At 30.0% G+C, this 19,235-nt stretch carries 23 protein-coding genes; 5 read left to right on the top strand and 18 right to left on the bottom strand.

Annotated elements, in window-relative coordinates:
* Positions 1-87 precede the first annotated feature (87 nt).
* Both ACVC3Y_RS04290 and ACVC3Y_RS04295 read right to left on the bottom strand, forming a co-directional pair.
* Positions 88-1,368: an aryl-sulfate sulfotransferase gene (locus ACVC3Y_RS04290; protein ID WP_452226214.1), complete on the bottom strand. Its 1,281-nt coding sequence runs from the start codon at positions 1,366-1,368 to the stop codon at positions 88-90.
* Between the two features lie 144 nt (positions 1,369-1,512).
* Positions 1,513-2,601 carry a M42 family metallopeptidase gene (locus ACVC3Y_RS04295; protein ID WP_303424468.1) on the bottom strand — a complete coding sequence of 363 codons (1,089 nt, stop codon included), beginning with the start codon at positions 2,599-2,601 and terminating at the stop codon, positions 1,513-1,515.
* A 222-nt stretch (positions 2,602-2,823) separates the two neighbouring features.
* Between ACVC3Y_RS04295 and ACVC3Y_RS04300 the strand changes: the two genes are divergently transcribed.
* The 3 genes from ACVC3Y_RS04300 to ACVC3Y_RS04310 all read left to right on the top strand — a co-directional run bounded on the left by ACVC3Y_RS04300 (position 2,824) and on the right by ACVC3Y_RS04310 (position 4,982).
* Complete coding sequence (locus ACVC3Y_RS04300; protein ID WP_303424469.1) at positions 2,824-3,501, top strand: DUF4294 domain-containing protein; 678 nt, start codon at positions 2,824-2,826, stop codon at positions 3,499-3,501.
* A complete protein-coding gene (trhA, locus tag ACVC3Y_RS04305; RefSeq protein ID WP_452226215.1) occupies positions 3,501-4,127 on the top strand; it encodes a PAQR family membrane homeostasis protein TrhA in 627 nt (208 codons plus the stop codon). Before ACVC3Y_RS04300 ends, trhA begins: the two co-directional genes overlap by 1 nt.
* A gap of 198 nt (positions 4,128-4,325) precedes the next feature.
* Positions 4,326-4,982 carry a hypothetical protein gene (locus ACVC3Y_RS04310; protein ID WP_452226216.1) on the top strand — a complete coding sequence of 219 codons (657 nt, stop codon included), beginning with the start codon at positions 4,326-4,328 and terminating at the stop codon, positions 4,980-4,982.
* A gap of 111 nt (positions 4,983-5,093) precedes the next feature.
* Here ACVC3Y_RS04310 and ACVC3Y_RS04315 read toward each other — a convergent pair whose 3' ends face one another.
* From ACVC3Y_RS04315 to ACVC3Y_RS04340, 6 genes are all read right to left on the bottom strand, one after another.
* The gene (locus ACVC3Y_RS04315; protein WP_452226217.1) at positions 5,094-5,606 is read right to left on the bottom strand and encodes a glycosyl-4,4'-diaponeurosporenoate acyltransferase CrtO family protein; all 513 of its coding nucleotides are present in this window, start codon (positions 5,604-5,606) and stop codon (positions 5,094-5,096) included.
* A gap of 218 nt (positions 5,607-5,824) precedes the next feature.
* On the bottom strand, positions 5,825-6,271 hold the full coding sequence (locus tag ACVC3Y_RS04320; RefSeq protein ID WP_303424481.1) for a KTSC domain-containing protein: 447 nt from the start codon (positions 6,269-6,271) through the stop codon (positions 5,825-5,827).
* 307 nt (positions 6,272-6,578) lie between these two features.
* Positions 6,579-7,625 carry an ACR3 family arsenite efflux transporter gene (gene arsB / locus ACVC3Y_RS04325; RefSeq protein WP_303424483.1) on the bottom strand — a complete coding sequence of 349 codons (1,047 nt, stop codon included), beginning with the start codon at positions 7,623-7,625 and terminating at the stop codon, positions 6,579-6,581.
* 1 nt (position 7,626) lies between these two features.
* Positions 7,627-8,244 (bottom strand): arsenate-mycothiol transferase ArsC, encoded by a 618-nt coding sequence (locus ACVC3Y_RS04330; protein WP_303424486.1) that lies wholly within the window; start codon positions 8,242-8,244, stop codon positions 7,627-7,629.
* A gap of 28 nt (positions 8,245-8,272) precedes the next feature.
* Complete coding sequence (locus ACVC3Y_RS04335) at positions 8,273-8,740, bottom strand: DUF6428 family protein (RefSeq protein ID WP_303424488.1); 468 nt, start codon at positions 8,738-8,740, stop codon at positions 8,273-8,275.
* A gap of 97 nt (positions 8,741-8,837) precedes the next feature.
* A complete protein-coding gene (locus tag ACVC3Y_RS04340) occupies positions 8,838-9,167 on the bottom strand; it encodes an ArsR/SmtB family transcription factor (protein WP_303424491.1) in 330 nt (109 codons plus the stop codon).
* 177 nt (positions 9,168-9,344) lie between these two features.
* Between ACVC3Y_RS04340 and ACVC3Y_RS04345 the strand changes: the two genes are divergently transcribed.
* Positions 9,345-10,811 carry a hypothetical protein gene (locus ACVC3Y_RS04345; RefSeq protein ID WP_303424492.1) on the top strand — a complete coding sequence of 489 codons (1,467 nt, stop codon included), beginning with the start codon at positions 9,345-9,347 and terminating at the stop codon, positions 10,809-10,811.
* A 78-nt stretch (positions 10,812-10,889) separates the two neighbouring features.
* Here ACVC3Y_RS04345 and ACVC3Y_RS04350 read toward each other — a convergent pair whose 3' ends face one another.
* The 5 genes from ACVC3Y_RS04350 to ACVC3Y_RS04370 form a co-directional block, all read right to left on the bottom strand.
* Positions 10,890-11,444: an SHOCT domain-containing protein gene (locus tag ACVC3Y_RS04350; RefSeq protein WP_452226218.1), complete on the bottom strand. Its 555-nt coding sequence runs from the start codon at positions 11,442-11,444 to the stop codon at positions 10,890-10,892.
* A gap of 240 nt (positions 11,445-11,684) precedes the next feature.
* Positions 11,685-12,119 (bottom strand): BLUF domain-containing protein, encoded by a 435-nt coding sequence (locus ACVC3Y_RS04355; RefSeq protein ID WP_452226219.1) that lies wholly within the window; start codon positions 12,117-12,119, stop codon positions 11,685-11,687.
* 77 nt (positions 12,120-12,196) lie between these two features.
* Positions 12,197-12,625, bottom strand: a complete 429-nt coding sequence (locus ACVC3Y_RS04360; protein ID WP_303424499.1) for a DUF4268 domain-containing protein — start codon at positions 12,623-12,625, stop codon at positions 12,197-12,199.
* A 6-nt stretch (positions 12,626-12,631) separates the two neighbouring features.
* The gene (locus ACVC3Y_RS04365; RefSeq protein WP_452226220.1) at positions 12,632-13,303 is read right to left on the bottom strand and encodes a ZIP family metal transporter; all 672 of its coding nucleotides are present in this window, start codon (positions 13,301-13,303) and stop codon (positions 12,632-12,634) included.
* 61 nt (positions 13,304-13,364) lie between these two features.
* A complete protein-coding gene (locus ACVC3Y_RS04370; RefSeq protein ID WP_303424503.1) occupies positions 13,365-14,096 on the bottom strand; it encodes a class I SAM-dependent DNA methyltransferase in 732 nt (243 codons plus the stop codon).
* A 58-nt stretch (positions 14,097-14,154) separates the two neighbouring features.
* Between ACVC3Y_RS04370 and ACVC3Y_RS04375 the strand changes: the two genes are divergently transcribed.
* Positions 14,155-15,324, top strand: a complete 1,170-nt coding sequence (locus ACVC3Y_RS04375) for a THUMP domain-containing class I SAM-dependent RNA methyltransferase (RefSeq protein WP_303424544.1) — start codon at positions 14,155-14,157, stop codon at positions 15,322-15,324.
* 50 nt (positions 15,325-15,374) lie between these two features.
* Here the strand turns inward: ACVC3Y_RS04375 and ACVC3Y_RS04380 are convergent, their stop codons facing one another.
* From ACVC3Y_RS04380 to rlmD, 5 genes are all read right to left on the bottom strand, one after another.
* On the bottom strand, positions 15,375-15,923 hold the full coding sequence (locus ACVC3Y_RS04380; RefSeq protein ID WP_303424546.1) for a DUF4136 domain-containing protein: 549 nt from the start codon (positions 15,921-15,923) through the stop codon (positions 15,375-15,377).
* Positions 15,924-15,993: 70 nt separating this feature from the next.
* Positions 15,994-16,521, bottom strand: a complete 528-nt coding sequence (locus ACVC3Y_RS04385) for a DinB family protein (protein ID WP_303424549.1) — start codon at positions 16,519-16,521, stop codon at positions 15,994-15,996.
* Between the two features lie 4 nt (positions 16,522-16,525).
* On the bottom strand, positions 16,526-17,200 hold the full coding sequence (locus ACVC3Y_RS04390; RefSeq protein WP_452226221.1) for a DUF6048 family protein: 675 nt from the start codon (positions 17,198-17,200) through the stop codon (positions 16,526-16,528).
* A gap of 16 nt (positions 17,201-17,216) precedes the next feature.
* Positions 17,217-17,759 carry a DUF6452 family protein gene (locus ACVC3Y_RS04395; protein ID WP_303424554.1) on the bottom strand — a complete coding sequence of 181 codons (543 nt, stop codon included), beginning with the start codon at positions 17,757-17,759 and terminating at the stop codon, positions 17,217-17,219.
* A 35-nt stretch (positions 17,760-17,794) separates the two neighbouring features.
* Positions 17,795-19,207, bottom strand: a complete 1,413-nt coding sequence (gene rlmD, locus ACVC3Y_RS04400) for a 23S rRNA (uracil(1939)-C(5))-methyltransferase RlmD (protein WP_452226222.1) — start codon at positions 19,205-19,207, stop codon at positions 17,795-17,797.
* Positions 19,208-19,235: the final 28 nt, after the last annotated feature.

Below are 19,235 nucleotides of genomic sequence, written 5' to 3' on the forward strand. Positions count from 1 at the left end.
ATTAGATTTATTAGGATAAAAATAGAGTTGTATTTGATTTATCTTACTACATACAAAAGACAGATTTTAATAAATGTAGGTCATTCATTAATCAATTAAATTATAATAGCTTAATTCTGTAGCGTTTAAATCATAATTATAGCATCTCCAAAGTTCACCTCCTAAATTATTATATTTCCATACAACCTCTTTATTTGGAGTGACCTCCCAGATTCCATAATCTCCTTCACAAATTAAAGTATTCCCATTTGTAAGTCTTACAGCTCCAGAGATATTATCATCATATAAAGCTTCATCTTGAAACTCCCAAGCAACAACAGGTTCGTTATCTGTATTAGGTAATAAATTAAAAGTTTCAGGTAGTTCTAATTCGTATATTTTAGATTTATTTTCGCTTTTTCCATTAACATATACTAATAAATTTCCTTCACCAGGTACGCCATTCTCTAATAAATTTGGAAAATGGTTTCTATCAAAACGTATTTCTCCTTGAAGATTATCATATGCTAGCGGGTTACCAAATCTATAAATTAAATCTCCGCCTTTATTATAATTTCCACCAGAATTAGTTGAAGCTTCTAAAGTAGAAGTACTATGGTCTACGACCCATATTTCATTAAAAAAATTGATACTTAAAAAAATGACATCCTTATTTTCATCATAGTCTATTCCATTGGCATGCATAATATCTCCATTAGATGCAGCATTATAGTTTATATTAATTAATTGCGGGTTTTCGCTTACAACGCCATGGTTTGGAAAATTGCTATCATTATCTTGTATAATATGATCCCAGCTTCTCCATTCCCATACAATTTGATTTGTATTTGGGTTGATTTCTATTAATTTTTCAGGATAGATACTACCACTTGATATGGCTCCATTTTGTTCTGCAATTTCTTCCTCAATTTTTTCCCATACTAAAAACAAGACATTTCCATTTGGTAGCATTTCTATGTCGTGATGCGAAATATAATCATGTGAACTTATAGTATATTCCCAATCAACAGTATGATCGGGATTAATAATTTTTAATTTACCACCATAACCGCCAAAAGTAATTTGTGCGTTTTCATCTTTAAAAATACCTAATAATTTACCATTTGGCATAATTTCCAAATCATTACCCAAATTGTCTTCAAATTCCCATTCATATTTTTTGTAGCCTTGTTTGTCTACTAAAAAGGCCGATTTTTCACCTTTTAGAATAGCAAGAGTTAGACTATTATCTAATTTCTCGTTATTAAATATTTCAACATTACTAGTTAAAGAAATGGAAGTATTATTTTCTGTGTATTCATCATCTTTACAATTGAAAAGACAAATCAGTATAATAAATAAAACAAAAATATATTTAGAAGTATACATTATAATGTAATTTTAGTTAATATATATTAAAAGTAATATAATCAACTAAGTAAGCTGTTAAAAGTATTACTCATTTTTTATATTAAATAAAAAAAGCCTCTTAAAGAGAGACTTTTTTATTTAGTATTTATTATTCTTAAAACTTTATTTAAAATATGAAAATGTCTCTCCATCTTCAATTTTAAGAAGCGTTTCATAAATCATTTTTATTACATTTTCTACATCGTCTCTATGAACCATTTCGACTGTGGTATGCATGTAACGTAAAGGTAATGAGATTAGGGCAGAAGCAACACCACCATTGCTATACGCGAAAGCATCTGTATCTGTTCCGGTAGCTCTTGATAAAGCAGAACGTTGAAAAGGTATTTCGTTAGCTTCGGCAGTTTCTGTAATTAAATCTCTTAGTTTTTGTTGTACAGCAGGCGCATAAGCAACCACAGGACCTTTGCCAAGTTCTAAATGACCTTCTTTCTTTTTGTCAATCATTGGCGTCGTTGTGTCATGCGTAACATCTGTAACAATCGCAACGTTAGGTTTGATGGTTTGTGTAATCATTTCGGCACCACGTAAGCCAATTTCTTCTTGTACCGAATTGGTTATGTATAAACCAAAAGGAAGTGTTTTTTTATTTTCTTTAAGTAAACGAGCAACTTCAGCAATCATAAATCCGCCCATCCTATTATCTAAAGCACGACATACAAATTTGTCTTTGTTTAGTATATGAAACTCATCAGGATATGTAATAACACAACCAACATGTACCCCTAGTTTTTCAACTTCTTCTTTAGTAGTACAACCACAATCTATAAAAATGTTTGTTGGTTTCGGAGCTTCTTCTTTAGCTCTATTTCTAGTATGTATTGCTGGCCAGCCAAACACACCTTTAACAATTCCATTTTTGGTATGAATGTTTACAATTTTACTTGGTGCTATTTGGTGATCGCTTCCTCCGTTTCTAATTACATAAATTAAACCATCATCACTAATGTAGTTTACATACCATGAAATTTCGTCTGCATGTCCTTCAATAACTACTTTGTATTTTGCTTTTGGGTTAATAACACCAACTGCAGTACCATAAGTATCTGTAATAAAATCATCTACATACGGTTTTAAATAGTCCATCCATATTTTTTGTCCTTCCCATTCGTAACCAGTAGGAGCTGCATTGTTTAAATATTTTTCTAAAAAGTCTATAGACTTTTTGTTAAGTATGCTCTTTTTTGCCATTTGAATTAATTTTTGTCTAAATTAAGAATATTAATAATAATTTAAGGGTTTACAAAGTGTAAATTATTAATTTTACTCTGTTTGTTATAAAGAATAGATTAGTTAATTTTGTACGTATCTAATATGCTATAATTTTAAGAAAAAAAGTTTCTTATTAGGTTTGGAATGATTTTGGCATTTAGTATTAAAAATCAAAATAATTCCGTTTTCACAGAAATACAAATGAAATATTTTAGTTCCCTTTTTATACTTTTTCCAATGTTTCTCTTTGCACAAATTAAAGAAGTAGCAAAGGATACAACAGATTATGAATATATTATTGTTGAAGGAGATTCTATTGCAACATCGTCAATCGATTTAGACGAAGTCATGTTATTAAATAAATTAAAATTTGATAGTAGAGCAGATAGAAAACGTTATCTTATTTTAAGACGAAAAACCATAAAAGTATATCCTTATGCTAAACTTGCAGCAGAACGTTTACAAACCATGCAAGAAAGAATGGATGCCATTGAAAGAAAAAATTTAAAGAAAAAATATGCTAAACGAGTACAGAAATATATTGAAGAAGAGTTTTCTGAAGAGTTAAAAAAGTTAACACGTACCGAAGGACAAATACTCGTAAAACTAATACACAGACAAACAGGTAGTACTGCTTTCGATTTAATAAAAGAATTACGAAGTGGTTGGAGAGCTTTTTGGTTTAATAGTACAGCAAACTTATTTGATATTTCGTTAAAAAGGGAATTTGATCCAGAAAATGAAAAAGAAGACTATCTTATTGAAGATATATTACAAAGAAACTTTCAAAACGGAATTTTAGAAAAACAAAAACCTGCGATATCTTTCGATTTTTATGCGCTTTCTAATAAATGGTTATCTTCTAAAAACCTACCATAATGCGTATTCAAACTCCTTTTGAAGAAAAACTAAATGCAATAACACATAGTTTTGGTGTTTTATTTGGTATTGCAGCCTTGGTGCTCTTAATAATTAAAGAGTCGCATAAAAGCGATTGGAGCCTTTTTAGTGTTATTGTATATGGCATTTCTATTATTATTTTATTTGCAGCATCTACTTTGTATCATTTTGTATTAGATGAAAAGAAGAAGCATTATTTTAGAGTTTTAGACCATATTAGTATCTATATCTTAATCGCTGGAACGTACACGCCAATTCTATTAATATCTTTACAAAATAGTTTAGGATGGCCTTTGTTTTATACAGTTTGGAGTATTGCTGCTTTTGGTGTAATCTTAAAAATATTTTTTACAGGACGTTTTGAAGCTTTTTCGGTAATCCTATATTTAGCAATGGGGTGGTTAGTAGTTTTCGATTTTAGTCATTTGAGTGAAGTTATTGGTAGTACAGGAATTTCACTACTCTTTGCTGGTGGATTAGCATATACGGGAGGAATTATTTTTTATATTATAAATAAAATACCATACAATCATGTTATCTGGCACTTGTTTGTATTAGCGGGAGCTATTTTTCATTTCTTTATGGTATATTTTTATGTGATATAATTTTAATTATTTAGCGTATATCTATCTGTTTTTCAGTAATATACGTGATTGTTTAATCGCGTATTTATACTCTTACTATTCCCTTTGTTTCCTTTTAAATTTGTATTGAAATCAAAAACTACATATTCAGATTGAGTAGCTACTATCTTTTTTTTGATTTTAAAAACGCAATTATCAATTTTTTAAATATCAAAAATTATGGAAACACAAACAAAACCAGTAAAACATTTAACTTATCATGTTTTAGTAACAGAAAAAGGATCATGGATGCATGCTCCAGGATCAGATTTTTTATTCGCTTATTTAGATAATGATTGGGATCCTAGTACTACAAAAGCGGTAACAGACGCTTTTAAAGAAGCTCTTAAAATGTCTACAAAAATTAAAGATGCGGTAAAAACGACTAGTGGTCAAGCTGTAGTAGATGGTTTGTATCTTTTAGATCAACCAGCAATGACAAAAGCAATGAATTCTATTGATGGAATGGGGTTAACCGCAAGTGCGCAACATGAAAATCAAGGTTCTGGAACTGCAGTAGGTATTACTAAAGAATTTTTTCAAGTAGTTTTGGGAGGATTGACAGGTGACGTTGCACCTATGCTTAAATATTTAACAACACAAATGGGAGATGTGCAAGCACAAGTAAAAAAGAATACTGTAACAGATACTTTTGGTGTAGTTGTAGGTTTAATATCTGTAATGCCAGTTTTAGAAGTGCCTGTAACAAGCTTTCAATATGTGTTCTCTTCTGCAGAAACAAGCCAATGGTTTGTTGATGTTTTATGTGTTAGCACAGATCATTACTCTTATGACTATAAATATACTGTTGCAAATTATAATTATGTTAAATCATAATTAAACACAGTACATTTAATTTTTATGAATGCGAAATGCAATAATGTATTTCGCATTTGTTTGTATTAGCTGTAAGTTTTTATCTACTATATGAGCTAGTAATTCTTTTGATTATATGGGAGTTTTAAATGAATTTCTTATTCTATCCACTCTAATTCTGTGTAGGCGTTGTAGCAGAATTGGGTAAAAGTTTCCTATTATGTTTATTATAGTGATAATGCTTACCAAAAGTAAATAACCTTGTAGTAATAAACCTATAGATAAAATAAGGAGGATAACCAAAGCGGCAAAATGTCCAAATTCGGATTGCTTGGTTTGATATACAAAGTTTGTCAATCCTTTTTTAGTCCCATTAAAGTATTTTGTTTTATTTTTTTTAGTACCCCAGAAAGCAATGAGTAGTAGGTATTTAAAATATTTAACACCAAGAATATTACTAATAGTTGTTAGCGCTTTTACATTTTTAAGTCGATAGTAGCAGTTAGGAAGAATGCGATGCGTTGGGAATACAAATCCAATAAAGGCAAAAATACCTGTAACAAATAAAGTAATTAAAAAGGCAATTATAAAATTCGCTAAAAGACTATAATCATCAGGTTGCGTCGCTATTAGAAGTTTTAGCATAGCAATTGTTTGATAGCATAAAAAAACAGATATTAGAGGAAATAGTATTTTCTTAATTGTCTTCAAATAGAATTCGTTAGGTTTTTATAAGTTGCAAAACGAAGTTAGTCTAAATTAATTAAACAATCCTCTTTGCCATTTATTATTAGTCCAACGAAGGCATAAAAAAACAAGGTCTGTAATGGGACCTTGTTTTTATTTAATAACGCTTTGTAGTATTAAGCCACAACGTCTTTCTTTTTAATTTTTCGGTATGGAAATGAGTTAAAAATACTGCGTTTTCCAAAACGAGATTGCTTATCGCTTTGTGAGAATTTAATATATAAACCTTTGTTTACACCAAAGTACTCATAGGTGTTACCATCTAAAAAAGAAACCTCTAACAACAATCCTTTATGTTGCCAGTCTACTATTGGACTAGAAATAGTAGTTGTGTATTCTTCTTTATTTGCAGCAATAGTTTCTGGTGCCATACTTACTAAAAAGTGGTAACCATCAATAACTTTACGGCTCATGATTTCTGCTTCTACAGCCTTTTCATCTCCTTCTTGAAACTTATCTGGATGCCATTCTTTTACTAAACTTCTATACGTAGTTTTTAAACTTTTTAAAGTCATTTCTTTTTCTACGTTAAATAATTTCTTGTATTCGTTGATGCGTTTCATGTATAAAGCTGTTTTCTAAATCGAGTGCAAAGGTACTACTTCTTTTTAGATGTTGGAGTTTTAGTTTAATTTTTTGTGTGTTGGTTTATTATATACCTAAAAACTTCTTCTTTAGAGATTAAAAAGAAGAGGTTTTAATTTTTATTAGTTGAAGCTGTATTAAAATAGCTCGTCTAAATTAGCACGAAGACCAACTAAACAATAACTGCAATGCTTAAAAGGTTAAAAATAGTTTAGCAACTTCTTTAACTTCTTTTTTTGTGACATTCTGGTTTTCAAAATAGGAAATTTTTAAATCTATAACTTTTTAAATACTTCCTTTGCCATAATATTTTTTTCGTAACCAAAAGGATACTTTAACTAACAATATTAATGCAGGAACTTCTACCAAAGGGCCTATTACACCTGCAAATGCTTGTCCGGAATTCAATCCAAAAACAGCAATAGCAACCGCTATAGCTAATTCAAAATTATTACCTGCTGCTGTAAATGCAACCGAAGCTGTTTTGTCATAAGTTGCTCCTGTAGCTTTAGTAAAGAAAAAGCCTATAATAAACATTAAGGTGAAGTAAATGAGTAGTGGTATGGCAATAATTATAACATCCATTGGGATTTGTACAATAAGTTCTCCTTTTAATGAGAACATAACAATAATAGTAAAGAGTAAAGCAATTAAAGTAATTGGTGAAATAGTAGGAATAAACTTGGTTGTATACCAATGTTCTCCTTTTAAAGGAACAAGAATAAGACGACTTAAAATTCCTAAAGCAAAAGGAATTCCTAAATAAATGGCAACACTTTCTGCAATAGTAGTTATTGAAATATCTACAATAGCACCTTCAAAACCAAAATAGGGAGGAAGTACAGTAATAAAAAGCCAAGCATAAAAACTATAGGCAAACACTTGGAAAACACTGTTTAAGGCAACTAAACCTGCTCCATATTCGCTGCTGCCTTCGGCAAGGTCGTTCCACACTAAAACCATAGCAATACATCTTGCAAGACCTATTAAAATAAGTCCAACCATATATTCAGGATAATCCCTTAAAAAAGTAATGGCTAGAATAAACATTAAAACAGGACCAATAATCCAATTTAGGATTAAGGAAATGGAAAGGATTTTGGTATTTTTAAATACTTTAGGTAATAGTGCATAATTTACTTTTGCCAAAGGCGGGTACATCATTAAAATTAAACCAATTGCAATTGGAATGTTTGTGGTACCACTACTTAGCGAATTAATAAAATCTGGAAAACTTGGTGAAAAATAGCCTATAGAAACACCAATAGCCATTGCTACAAAAATCCATAAGGTTAGATTTCTGTCTAGAAAACTTAGTTTTTTATTTGCCATTTTAAGATTGAATTTGTGAGAATACGTAAAACATTTCGGTAGCAATTTGTAAGCTTCTTTCTTTATATTTTTCTGCTTGTAGTGGTGTATTATCGAAAGCTTTTGGGTCTTCGAAAGTAATTGGAATTCGTTTTTCTGCTCCAGCTATAAAAGGACAACCTCCATCTGCCTGCGAGCAGGTCATGATTGCTGCGAATTCGGATTTCGGATTAAAATCAGCTTCCAGCTTTTTGGAAAAACCAATTATTGGATGTGCATTATCTGTATATTTAATACTGTATATTGGGTTGCTTGCTTCTGCTATTTTTTGAATTTTAAAACCGGCATTCTTTAAGGTTTCAGTAACCATTGGAAATAGAGCAGTAGCTTCGGTTCCTCCAGAATAACAAAATACATTTCTAATACTAAAATGGTTTGCCATGGTTTGCGCCCAAACTTGTGATAAATGACTTCTTCTAGAGTTGTGTGTGCAAATAAAGTTTAACCGAATTTCTTGATTTGCTTTCACTTTATCTTCAAGGTAAGTAACTAATGGTTGTAGTATTTCTTTTCGAGTAGCATCTATGCTTTCTACATCTAGCGAAGCAATAGATTTTTCAATAGATTTAAATATGGACATTTTATTGGTATTTGATTGATTTTATTAATTAACAACAACCACTTCCTGGTTCGCAAGTGTTTCCTGTTTGTATTTCTGAAAATTGCAATTTTGGTTTTTCTGTAGGAATACCGCAATTATCTTTTGCTAAGCAATCGGTTTGTTTTGTTGTTAATAAGAAGTTTTTTCCATCAAAATCTAATCCGAATTTACCAATGGTTTCCGCTTGATATTCTACTTCAATTTCTAAATCTTCGATTCCAAGTGTTTTTTCAGATAGAGAAATAATATGCACCAATTTTTCAGGATGTAATCTGTGATCGTAATCATTTGCATTCCAAAGTTGAAAGTTTACTACTTCTTCTTTTCTAACAGTTCCTCCACAATCTATAAAGTGTTTAGTTATTTTTCCAACTTCAGTTACATGAAAGTGATTAGGTACTAACTCGCCATTTGGTAATTGAAAAGCAATCGTTTTTAATTCTTTTAAGATGTTTTTAATTTCAGATAGTTTCATATTTTATTTTTTTACTTGATTTTCAGGTCTTTGTTATGAATGTTTTACAGTTGTATTTGTTTATTGCGATTATACGATTAATGAATTCAAATTTTTTTTAGCAGCAATTGGCAATATTAATATCCTGATCTAAAAACAGAAGCATTACATTTTTCATTTTTGTCCAGTTTTCTTTATCTATACAATAGCAAACGCTAGTGCCTTCAACATTTCCTTTTATTAATCCTAGTAGTTTAAGTTCTTTTAAATGTTGCGAAATGGTTGGTTGTGCTAAACCAATTTCGTTAACTAAATCGCCACAAACACAAGTGTTAATCTTAAATAAATGCTGTAAAATTGCAACTCGAGCAGGATGCCCAAATACTTTAGCAAATAGGGCAATTTCGTTTTGTTGATCTGTAAATATTTCCGTTTTCGCTAGTCCCATTTTTTAGTATTAATTTGTTCATTGCAATATTACGATTAATGTTTTGAAAATTAAAATATTTTATCAAGTATTTATAACTTCTTTTATATTCAGGTGTTTTTACGCTGTTTGTATTTAATTATAAATCAGATATTTATATTGTTAAACGAACTAGTCTAATTATTAAAAACCTGTATTATGAAATCTTTAAAATTCATTTTAATTTTTGTTGCTTTAGTCATTATGTATGCTTGTAAAAAAGAAGTAAAGCAAGATGTTAAAAATAATAATACTTTGTCTGAGTATGTACAGATTTCAAATATTGAAAACTCGAATTGTTCACCAGATCCTAGTTGGTTTACTATGGTAAATGGTTCGCGTAGAACTCCAGCACCAAATGAAGGACAAACTAGTGTATTTGCAAATAATGTTACGGTTTCTAATTGTAATTTTCATCAATGGTCCTGGCAAAAATTTTTATGGTTAACTAATGAATATAATGAAAGACCAATGTTTTTAGATAGTTTGCACCAAGTTTCATCTATAGGAGAAAAATATCCTAAAAATAAAACGATTGTATTAACAGATACGTCGCAAGCAAGTAATAAACAAGATATTTTAAAAACACCAGTTTTTACTTCAGGAAAACCAGTATCAAGCACTATATATTATGCGATTTATATGAATGATATTAGTTATAGTACAATGATAGAATATGGTCCGAAAGTGAAAGCAGATCCTTTAAGTGCGAAAAATGTTGCTTTTCCTGTTGGTGCATTAGAGCTTAAAACTTCTTGGGTAGATGTAAATGCTTTAAGTGATGCTTCTTCTTATTTTGTAACCGATGCATTAATAAATGATATACCTACTAAAGTAGCACTTTTAGGAATGCATGTTGTTGGAGTAGTAGAAAACCATCCAGAGTTTGTTTGGGCAACTTTTGAACATGATGCACTTGCACCTTATTACGATTGGAGTAAAGCTACAGCTACTACAGATGCACCAGTTACTAGTACAATAGATTATCCGCTTTTTGATAAAAGTAACACCTCTAGCGTAAAAAACATTACATCGCCAAATAGTATAAACACGAATGTCTTTTCGGTGTATAAATATGGAACACCAATTGAGATAAAAAGCATTGATAATAAAAATGTGCAATCGTATATGGAAACTAGCCAGAATGGTTCGGAAAACTTTAATAACATACAAAACATAAATACTAGTGTAAAGAGCCAGCTATCTGGAATTTGGAATAATTACTTTTACAATGGTTCTTTATGGATTAATACCGAAGGTTATAAAGGTATAGAAGCACAGGCTAAATTAATTGATTCGTTATCTGAAAAATTTGCACTTCAAAATTCAAAAAAAGGAGATTTTACTAGAGGTTCTGTTGCTGCATATAATATAACTATGGAAACCTATGTGCAAGTAGGTTTTACTTCTAAAGGAATACATACTACCATTGATAGTAATCTTGTAAATTGTTTTCTTTGTCATGGTGCAACTCATAAAAAAAGTATTACACCTCTAAATATTAGTCATATTTTTACTGGTTATGTTGGTGGTCTAAAAGGACTTACAAAAACACAGGTAAAAGAACAACATGTAGCTTTTGTTCAGGAGCAACTAGTTATGCTTAGGAAACGAAATAAAGAATAGATTTTAAAAATTTTAAAAAGGAAGTTTAGAGTAGCGTATTAATAGTATGTAGCGAATGTTTTTGGTTATAAACAGTCACTAATATTTATTTAATAATTCCTCTTTTTTCTTTTCAAAATCATCTAAAGTTATTATTCCATCATCTAGTAATTGTTTTAATTCTCTCAATTTGTCTGCACTAGATTTTTCATTACTGGATGTATTTAATAAAATCGAATTGTCTTTAAAATCGGAATACATTTTAAAATGTCTATAATTTAATTTTTTATCTGAAATTGGCGAATCTATTTGTTCCATTATAGTCTTGCTAAACTTAGGGATGGTTTGAAAATAGTAACTTTTCCCCTTTTCTAAATAAACATCATATTTTTGAACTTTACTTTTTGAGCCAATAGCAGAAGCATAAATACCAATTGTAATACTGTCTGAATTGAAAATCTTATATTCTAAATGTCCTCCATTTTTTAGGTAGCAAATTTTTTCGCCATTCATAATAATATGATGCCTAGCTCCAGAACCATAAGTCATCTTTGGTCTATAAATATTTATTGTAGCAAAATCACTTTGACCATAAGTGGATGTACAGAAGAAAATAATAAAAATAATTATAATATAGTTAGTTAATAGTTTCAAGGTTGATTTTTATTGGGTTAAAAAGGAGTAAATATATTAAGTAAATTCTATTTTATTTAACTTATAACTAATGAAAAAGTTACTTAAGCTAACACCTTATAAACAATTGTTTGTTTGTAGGTAAATCCATGGGTAATGCATTTTTTGATATGCCTATACTTTCTATACAAAAATCCAATTAAGTAAATTAGTAAAAGAATAGTTGTTTTTTTATATAAACACAAAATAATAAAAGACTTATTATCCATGTATTTGTTCTTCGGTAAGGTTTTCTATTAAAAAATTTGCTGTTTCTGGTAGTTTATTTATTAAGTCTTCCATTACTTTTGGATTAGAAAATTCTGTTGTAATTCCTGGCAACATACTTAAAGATGGATCATCAAAATCTGCACAACCCATAGCCCAGTTTTTAAAAAGACGATTGTTTACTAAATTATCATAAATTATTTTTATTTTGGTATGTCTAGAATCTTTTCGTATTCTAAATAAAAGATCATCAATAATTTCTGGTTCTCCTTCTATCACTTGAATAAAGAATCCTTTGCTATGCATTAATACTCCGCTAATGTTATCTATAGTATTATAACCGCGTGAATCGTGTAACAAATTTAATAAATCACGTTTACTAAACGGAGTTGTAGCTTGGCTAGAATAAACCAGACGACGTAATTTCATATTGAATAATCTTTAAGTATAATAAGTTCCTTGTCAGTCGTTTAACGAAGTTAGTAGAAACTTTTATTAAAGGCAAGTTAAACCTTTATAATATCTTGATATTCGTTGAAAAAGGCTTCAAATTGATGCATGTTTTCATTAAAAAATACCATAACTTCTTGCCATGTATTTTTGTTGTGTATAGATACTTTTTTACCTAAAGGAATATAGATACGAGAAATTTCTTTTCCATTTTCTAAAAAGTATTCTTCTTCAAAAATCGCTTCTGGTAGGTATTCGTTAACTAAAATATTTTGGAGGGATTCTAGTTTTTCCCAATAGGTTATTCGATTTTCTAAATCATCTTCAAGATCTAGTGCGACTAATGCTTTTTTGTTATCAAAATGAAACTTAAAGCTAAATCCTTTTATTTTGGTGTTATATAAAATCCACTTTCTTGGAAAAGATTTTCCAAAGCTGGTCCAAAATAACTGTTTTATCTGTCTTGATTCTTCTTTGCTAAACATATATGGTTACACAAAATAAGCAATTGCAATAGCTGCAACAATAGTTATTAATTTAGTGATATTAAATTTATGATCTTCATTACTTTCAAACAAAATAGTTGTCGAAATATGTAAAAATATACCAATTACTATTGCTGAAAATTCAAAATAATATTCTTGTATAAAGCTAAAATTTTCAGAAAGCAAAACACCAAAAGGTGTCATTAATGCAAATAAAATTAAGAAAAAGGCAATTTTTGTTTTTGGTAATTGGGATGCAAAAAAGAAGGATGCAAGAATAATAGCAACTGGTAATTTATGTATAATAATACCAAACAGTAAACTATTGTGGTTGTGTATTGGTATACCTTCTAAAACGCTATGTATACTTAAGCTTATAAATAATAGCCAGGGAAAAGCAGTTGCGCTTTTATTTAAATGCACGTGACCATGTTCTGCACCTTTAGAGAAAAACTCTAAAATTATTTGAAGTAAAATACCAATCATAATAAACAATCCTATTGGTTTATTAGTGTGTTGGTATACTTCAGGTAAAAAGTTGAAAACAGTAATAGATAGGAGGAAAGCTCCACTAAAAGCGAGTAATAGTTTTAAGTTTTTATTTCGCGATGGTTTTAAAATTAAAACAAAAGCATAACCTAAAAGAACACTTAATATTGGTAATAATATGTTTTGCATCTATTTAAAGCAATATTTTAATTAATGACTCTTAGACAAGCTTAGAGTAACAATTTTCTAATTATTTAAAAATTAAGATTAATCTTTCACTTTGTTTGGCGTGAAAGGGATTGAGTTTATAATCGCCAAAAGCATCTAATAAATAAACTCCTGCTTGATTAAATAGAGATTCAAAGTCAGCTAAAGTAAATCCTCTAACACGTTCTTGAAAAGAATAATCTTTACCATCTACAGTAAAAGAAATATCTTTAATAATATAACCATCAACAACACTTCGTTTTTGAGTAAAAGCTATCCCTTCAACGGTTTTAACATCTTCAGCAACTAGGTTATCTATTACATATTCACTATTCATAAAATCGATTACACCAAAACCAAACTCGTTTAATTCTGCTTTAATAGCTTTAATAGTGTTTAAGTTGTCTTCTTCTTTATCAAAATAACCAAAACTGGTAAACAAATTAAAAACTGCATCAAATTGATCTGGATATGACTTACTCATATCGTGCACCTTAAATTTTAAGGTCTCATTTTCAAACTGTTTTGCATGTGCTATGCTATTAGCAGACAAATCTACTCCAGTTATAGTATAACCTATAGTGTTTAAGTATATGGAATGTCTGCCTTTTCCGCAGGCAAGATCTAGTATGCTTCCACCTTCTGGAATATTTAAATAATTGGTAAGATTATCCATAAACTGTTGGGCTTCGGTATAATCTCTATCTTTGTAAAGAATATGGTAAAATGGCGAATCAAACCACGAAGCAAACCATTCTTTTTCGCTTTTTATCATGTATTGTTATATATCAGCACAAAAATAATCTATTTTTGCAATCTATTTGTCGTAATACATGGAGAATAATTATAAAATGCTAGCCAAAACTTTATTTGGCTTTGAAGATTTATTAGCAAAAGAGCTAACACAACTTGGTGCACAACAAGTTAAAATAGGAGTGCGAAGTGTTTCATTTGTTGGTGATAAAGGCTTTATGTACAAAGCGAATTTAGGACTGCGTACTGCAATTAAAATTTTAAAACCTATAAAGACTTTTAGAATTGTAAACGAAGAGGATTTGTACAAGCAAGTGTATAAAATGGATTGGAGTGAATATCTAAAATCTTCTGGAACTTTAGCTATTAGCTCTACGGTAAATTCTAAGCAGTTTACACACTCACAATATATTTCGCTTAAAACAAAAGATGCTATTGTAGATAAGTTTAGAGATACTACCGGAGAAAGACCAAATGTAGATTTACGTTTTCCAGATTTAAAGATTAATGTACATATAGATAGACAAATGTGTACGCTTTCTTTAGATTCTTCTGGAGAATCGTTACACAAACGTGGATATAAAACAGCAACTAATATTGCGCCAATTAACGAAGTTCTTGCTGCAGGTTTAATTATGCTTTCTGGTTGGGATGGACAAACCGATTTTATGGATCCAATGTGTGGTTCTGGAACTATGCTTGTAGAAGCAGCAATGATTGCTTGTAATATACCGCCAAACCTAATGCGTAAAGAATTTGGTTTTGAACGTTGGAACGATTGGGATGTAGAACTTTTTGAAAAAATTGAAGCATCTTTATTAAGTAAAACTAGAGATTTTCATCATAGATTATTAGGTTTTGATAAATCACCAAGTGCAGTTACCAAAGCAAAAGAGAATTTAAAAAATGCACATTTAGATGAATTTGCCACTATAAAACATGAAGATTTTTTTAAAACTCAAAAGGGAGGAGAGGAAAAATTACACATGGTATTTAATCCTCCTTACGGTGAACGTTTAGATAATTTAGATGTAGAAGATTTTTATAGTAAAATAGGAGATACCTTAAAGCAAGGCTATCCAGGAACCGATGCTTGGTTGGTTACTTCAAACTTAGAGGCCCTAAAGTTTGTAGGTTTACGTCCTTCACGAAAAATAAAAGTATTTAATGCAAAGCTGGAAGCGCGTTTGGTGAAATATGAAATGTATGCTGGGAGTAAGAAAGGTAAATATATGAATAAGGAAAACTAGTATTTTTGCGTTGCAAATAGCTTTTTTACAGCGTATAACTTTTCATGTTTTTATTTGCTAATTTCAGGATATTCTAAAAACAATTGGTCTACTAATTCTTTTGTGTACTTTTTTAAAGCATGTTTAGATTTATTTAATTCACAAGGAATGGAAGCTTGCCATATCACTTGATTTTTTTCAATATCGGAAACATAAATAATAAGTGCTTCTTGCGTATAAATTACGGTATTTATAGTGCAAGTTCTCCAATAGTCGAATTCACTTTCGAATTCACAGTTTCGCACTATATTTTCTTTTTCAATAATTGAGATTTTAAAACCAGCCTGTAATTGTGGTTTAAATACATTGGTTTTGTATCCCAAAGCAGCCATTTGATTATCTAATTCATTTCCTATTAATTGACGTACAAAAGCATTATCTAAATTTGTATACTTGGTATTGTCAACTTGAAAATCATCTAAACAAAGAACATATGTTTCGTAGTAATTAAAATCTATTTTATCATCATAATCGGAGATAATGTCTTCTGTTACAGCACAACCAAATAAAAGAATAACTGTAAAAAGGCTTAAAAATTTTAAAACGATTAAAGATCTCATGATATAAGTATTATACCTTAAAGGTCTTTCTTTAAAAAGTGTTTAACTATGATATTTGTCAGTTTTATAGCTAATATTTTTCTTGAAGTATTTTAGTATGATGTTCTATATGATATGCTGTCCACATAATAATTTCTCTTACTGGCATTTTTCCCATTAAAGGATGTGGTAAAATATAGCTATCCAGTTGTTTATCGTTCCAGCGTTTTAAGGTTTTGTATTGTAGTTTTTTATTCTCTACTTGTAATCTGTTAAGAATGTATTCTTTTTCACTTAAAGTAGGGGTTTTCATGTTTTGCGATCCTTTAAAAGTGCTTCCTTTTACGTTTTTTAAACGTTCATGATACCGATTTACAATTGTATCATAATCTCTTAAGTCTCTATTTGCTTTACCAAATTTAAATTTTAATAAAATTTTTGGCATACTTAACGCATCATTTAGCGGCTTTATGCTTTGAAGCAAGTGCAATGCTTGTTGACCAGAGGTCCATTTTCCTTCTGGGCCTTTTTGCCATTTATCGTCTTCTTGATTTTGCAACCAATTTAAAAGTGTAGTATGTTTTTCTTCTAAATTGCTTACAATATCTTCCTTGTTCATTAGTTTATCCTTTTTTAAATAAAGGAATAAGGTAAGAAATATTATAGCCATAGCCAACACCAAAGCTACTACCATCATAAGTTCTATTATAACCTGGAACATATAGATTTTCAAAGTTCTCTGGTTGGTCTTGACTAAAAATATTTTTTAATTGCGCATTAAGCCCGATAAATAAATTTGGTAATATTTCTGCTTTAATACCAATTATTAATTCTGCCCATATTGCTGTAAGTCCACTAAATTTTTTGGATTCGTTAGAAATTTCAGGATCCCAATATTGGTCTTGAGAATATACCGAGTAGCTATTTCTAGTTTGACTAAAAGTACTTGCACCAACACGTAAACCTCCATAAATCATATTATGCATACCAAACCAATTGGTGTATGTGTTGTAATCTACTCCAGCCTTAAAATAAGAACCAGAAGCTGTTGCGTTAATATTGTCGTTACCTAAAGTTCTTTCTTCTGTACCTAATTCTCCAGCAACATATAAACGTTTTGTTAGTCTAAAATCTGCCATAATCTCAAAACCTTTATAGTCGTCTTCGAGGACAGTTCTTATTAGTTTACTTAAATCTCCTCCAATACGAAGTCCGTATTTTTGAATATGTTTAATAGAATCTTTCTTTGCTTTAGCAATACTGTCATTTTGTGCATTAGCAGATACACAAAAGAGCATGAAAAAGAGAAATATATTAATGGAAAAGGTTAAAGTGCGCTTCATCTTCGTTGCTAATTGGTTCGTTATCTGTTGTTGATAGTATGTAGTCTATCCATTTATCTCCATCGTCTTCTATGCTTATAGTAACATTTTCGAAAACGGTTTTATAGCCACAAGCTTTAGATACATATTCTAGTTTAGTAACATAATGAATGGTTATTATATCTTCATTTCCGTCTACATAATCATCTGTATCATCATCTGGAGTTCCATTATCATTAATAGAATAATCATTATGTAATTTAAACTGCGTAGAAGTTTCTGTAGTTTTTAATGGCAAATAAACACTATTAGCAGTAACTACATCATAATCACTTAAAACAGCATCATTGTCTACGCCCTGTGCTCTAAAATTTAGTACATTTTTTAGGTTTTCTGTATTTGCACTATTATAAAATTGCATATAAAGATGTGCTGTGGTAGAAGTATCGTCGGAACATAAATCATCTCTTTCACAACTTAAAAAAATGGTAAAAAGGATAAGTACTGGTATTAGTATGATTTTTAATTTTTTCATATTTATTTTCCGAAAAAACGGAAATCGCATTAAATTTATCTTTTTTCTAAAAGTACAACATTTTCAACATGAAAAGTTTGCGGAAACATATCTACAGATTGTAATTTAGTCACTTTATACATGTCTTTCATTAAAGCTAAATCTCTAGCTTGTGTTGCACTATTGCAACTTACATAAACTATTTTATTTGGCGCAATGTTTAATATTTGATTAACAACATCTTTATGCATTCCATCCCTAGGAGGATCTGTAATAATTACATCAGGTTTACCGTGTGTTTCAATAAACTCTTGATTAAATACGTTTTTCATATCGCCTACATAAAAATCGGTATTATCAATTTTATTTAGTTTGGCGTTTTCTTTTGCAGCAAGAATAGCATCTGGAACAGCCTCTACACCAACTACTTTTTTAGCTTTTTTAGCAACAAATTGCGCAATAGTTCCAGTTCCTGTATATAAATCGTATACTAACTCATTGCCAGACAATTTAGCAAAATCACGTGTTATTTTATATAATTCGAACGCTTGCGCAGAATTGGTTTGGTAAAAAGATTTAGCATTAATTTTAAACTTTAAACCTTCCATTTCTTCAAAGATATGATCTTCTCCTTTATAGCAAACAACTTCTTGATCGTAAATAGTATCATTAGCTTTTTGGTTAATGATATATTGTAAGGATGTAATTTGTTTAAATTCTTCGGAAAGGAAATCTAATAATAATTCTCGTTTTTCTTTATCGTCTTTAAAAAACTGAACTACTACCATGATATCTCCAGTTGAAGAGGTACGAATCATTAACGTACGAAGCAAACCTGTTTGATTTCTGGTATTAAAGAATTCCATATCATTATCTAAAGCAAACTGTTTAACAGCATTACGAATAGCGTTTGAAGGATCTGCTTGTAAATGACACTTTTTAACATCTAGAATTTTGTCCCACATACCAGGAATATGAAAACCTAAAGCATTTCTATCTCCTAAATCGTCTGAAGATTCAACTTCTTCATACGTTAACCAACGAGAATCGCTAAAAGAGAATTCCATTTTATTTCTATAAAAATATTGTTCAGCAGCTCCTAAAATAGGAGTAACTTCTGGAAGTTCTATATGCCCAATTCTAGTTAAATTATTGGTAACTTCTTTTTGTTTATAAAACAATTGGTGCTCATATGCCATGTCTTGCCATTTACAACCACCACAAGTTCCAAAATGTTGGCAAGCAGGTGCTGTACGTTTGTCTGATAATTTATGAAAAACGGTTGCTTTTCCTTCGTAATATGCTTTACGTTTTTTAAATGTTTGTACATCTACAACATCTCCAGGAACTGCGTTTGGTAAAAAAATTACTTTTCCATCTGGTGCTTTTGCAACGGTTTTACCTTTTGCTCCTGCATCTATAACTTCCACGTTTGTGAAAACTTGTTTTCTGTTTTTTCTTCTTGACATGTTGCAAAAGTATCAAAAAAAAGCTGCT

The sequence above is a fragment of the Lacinutrix cladophorae genome, from assembly GCF_053604645.1.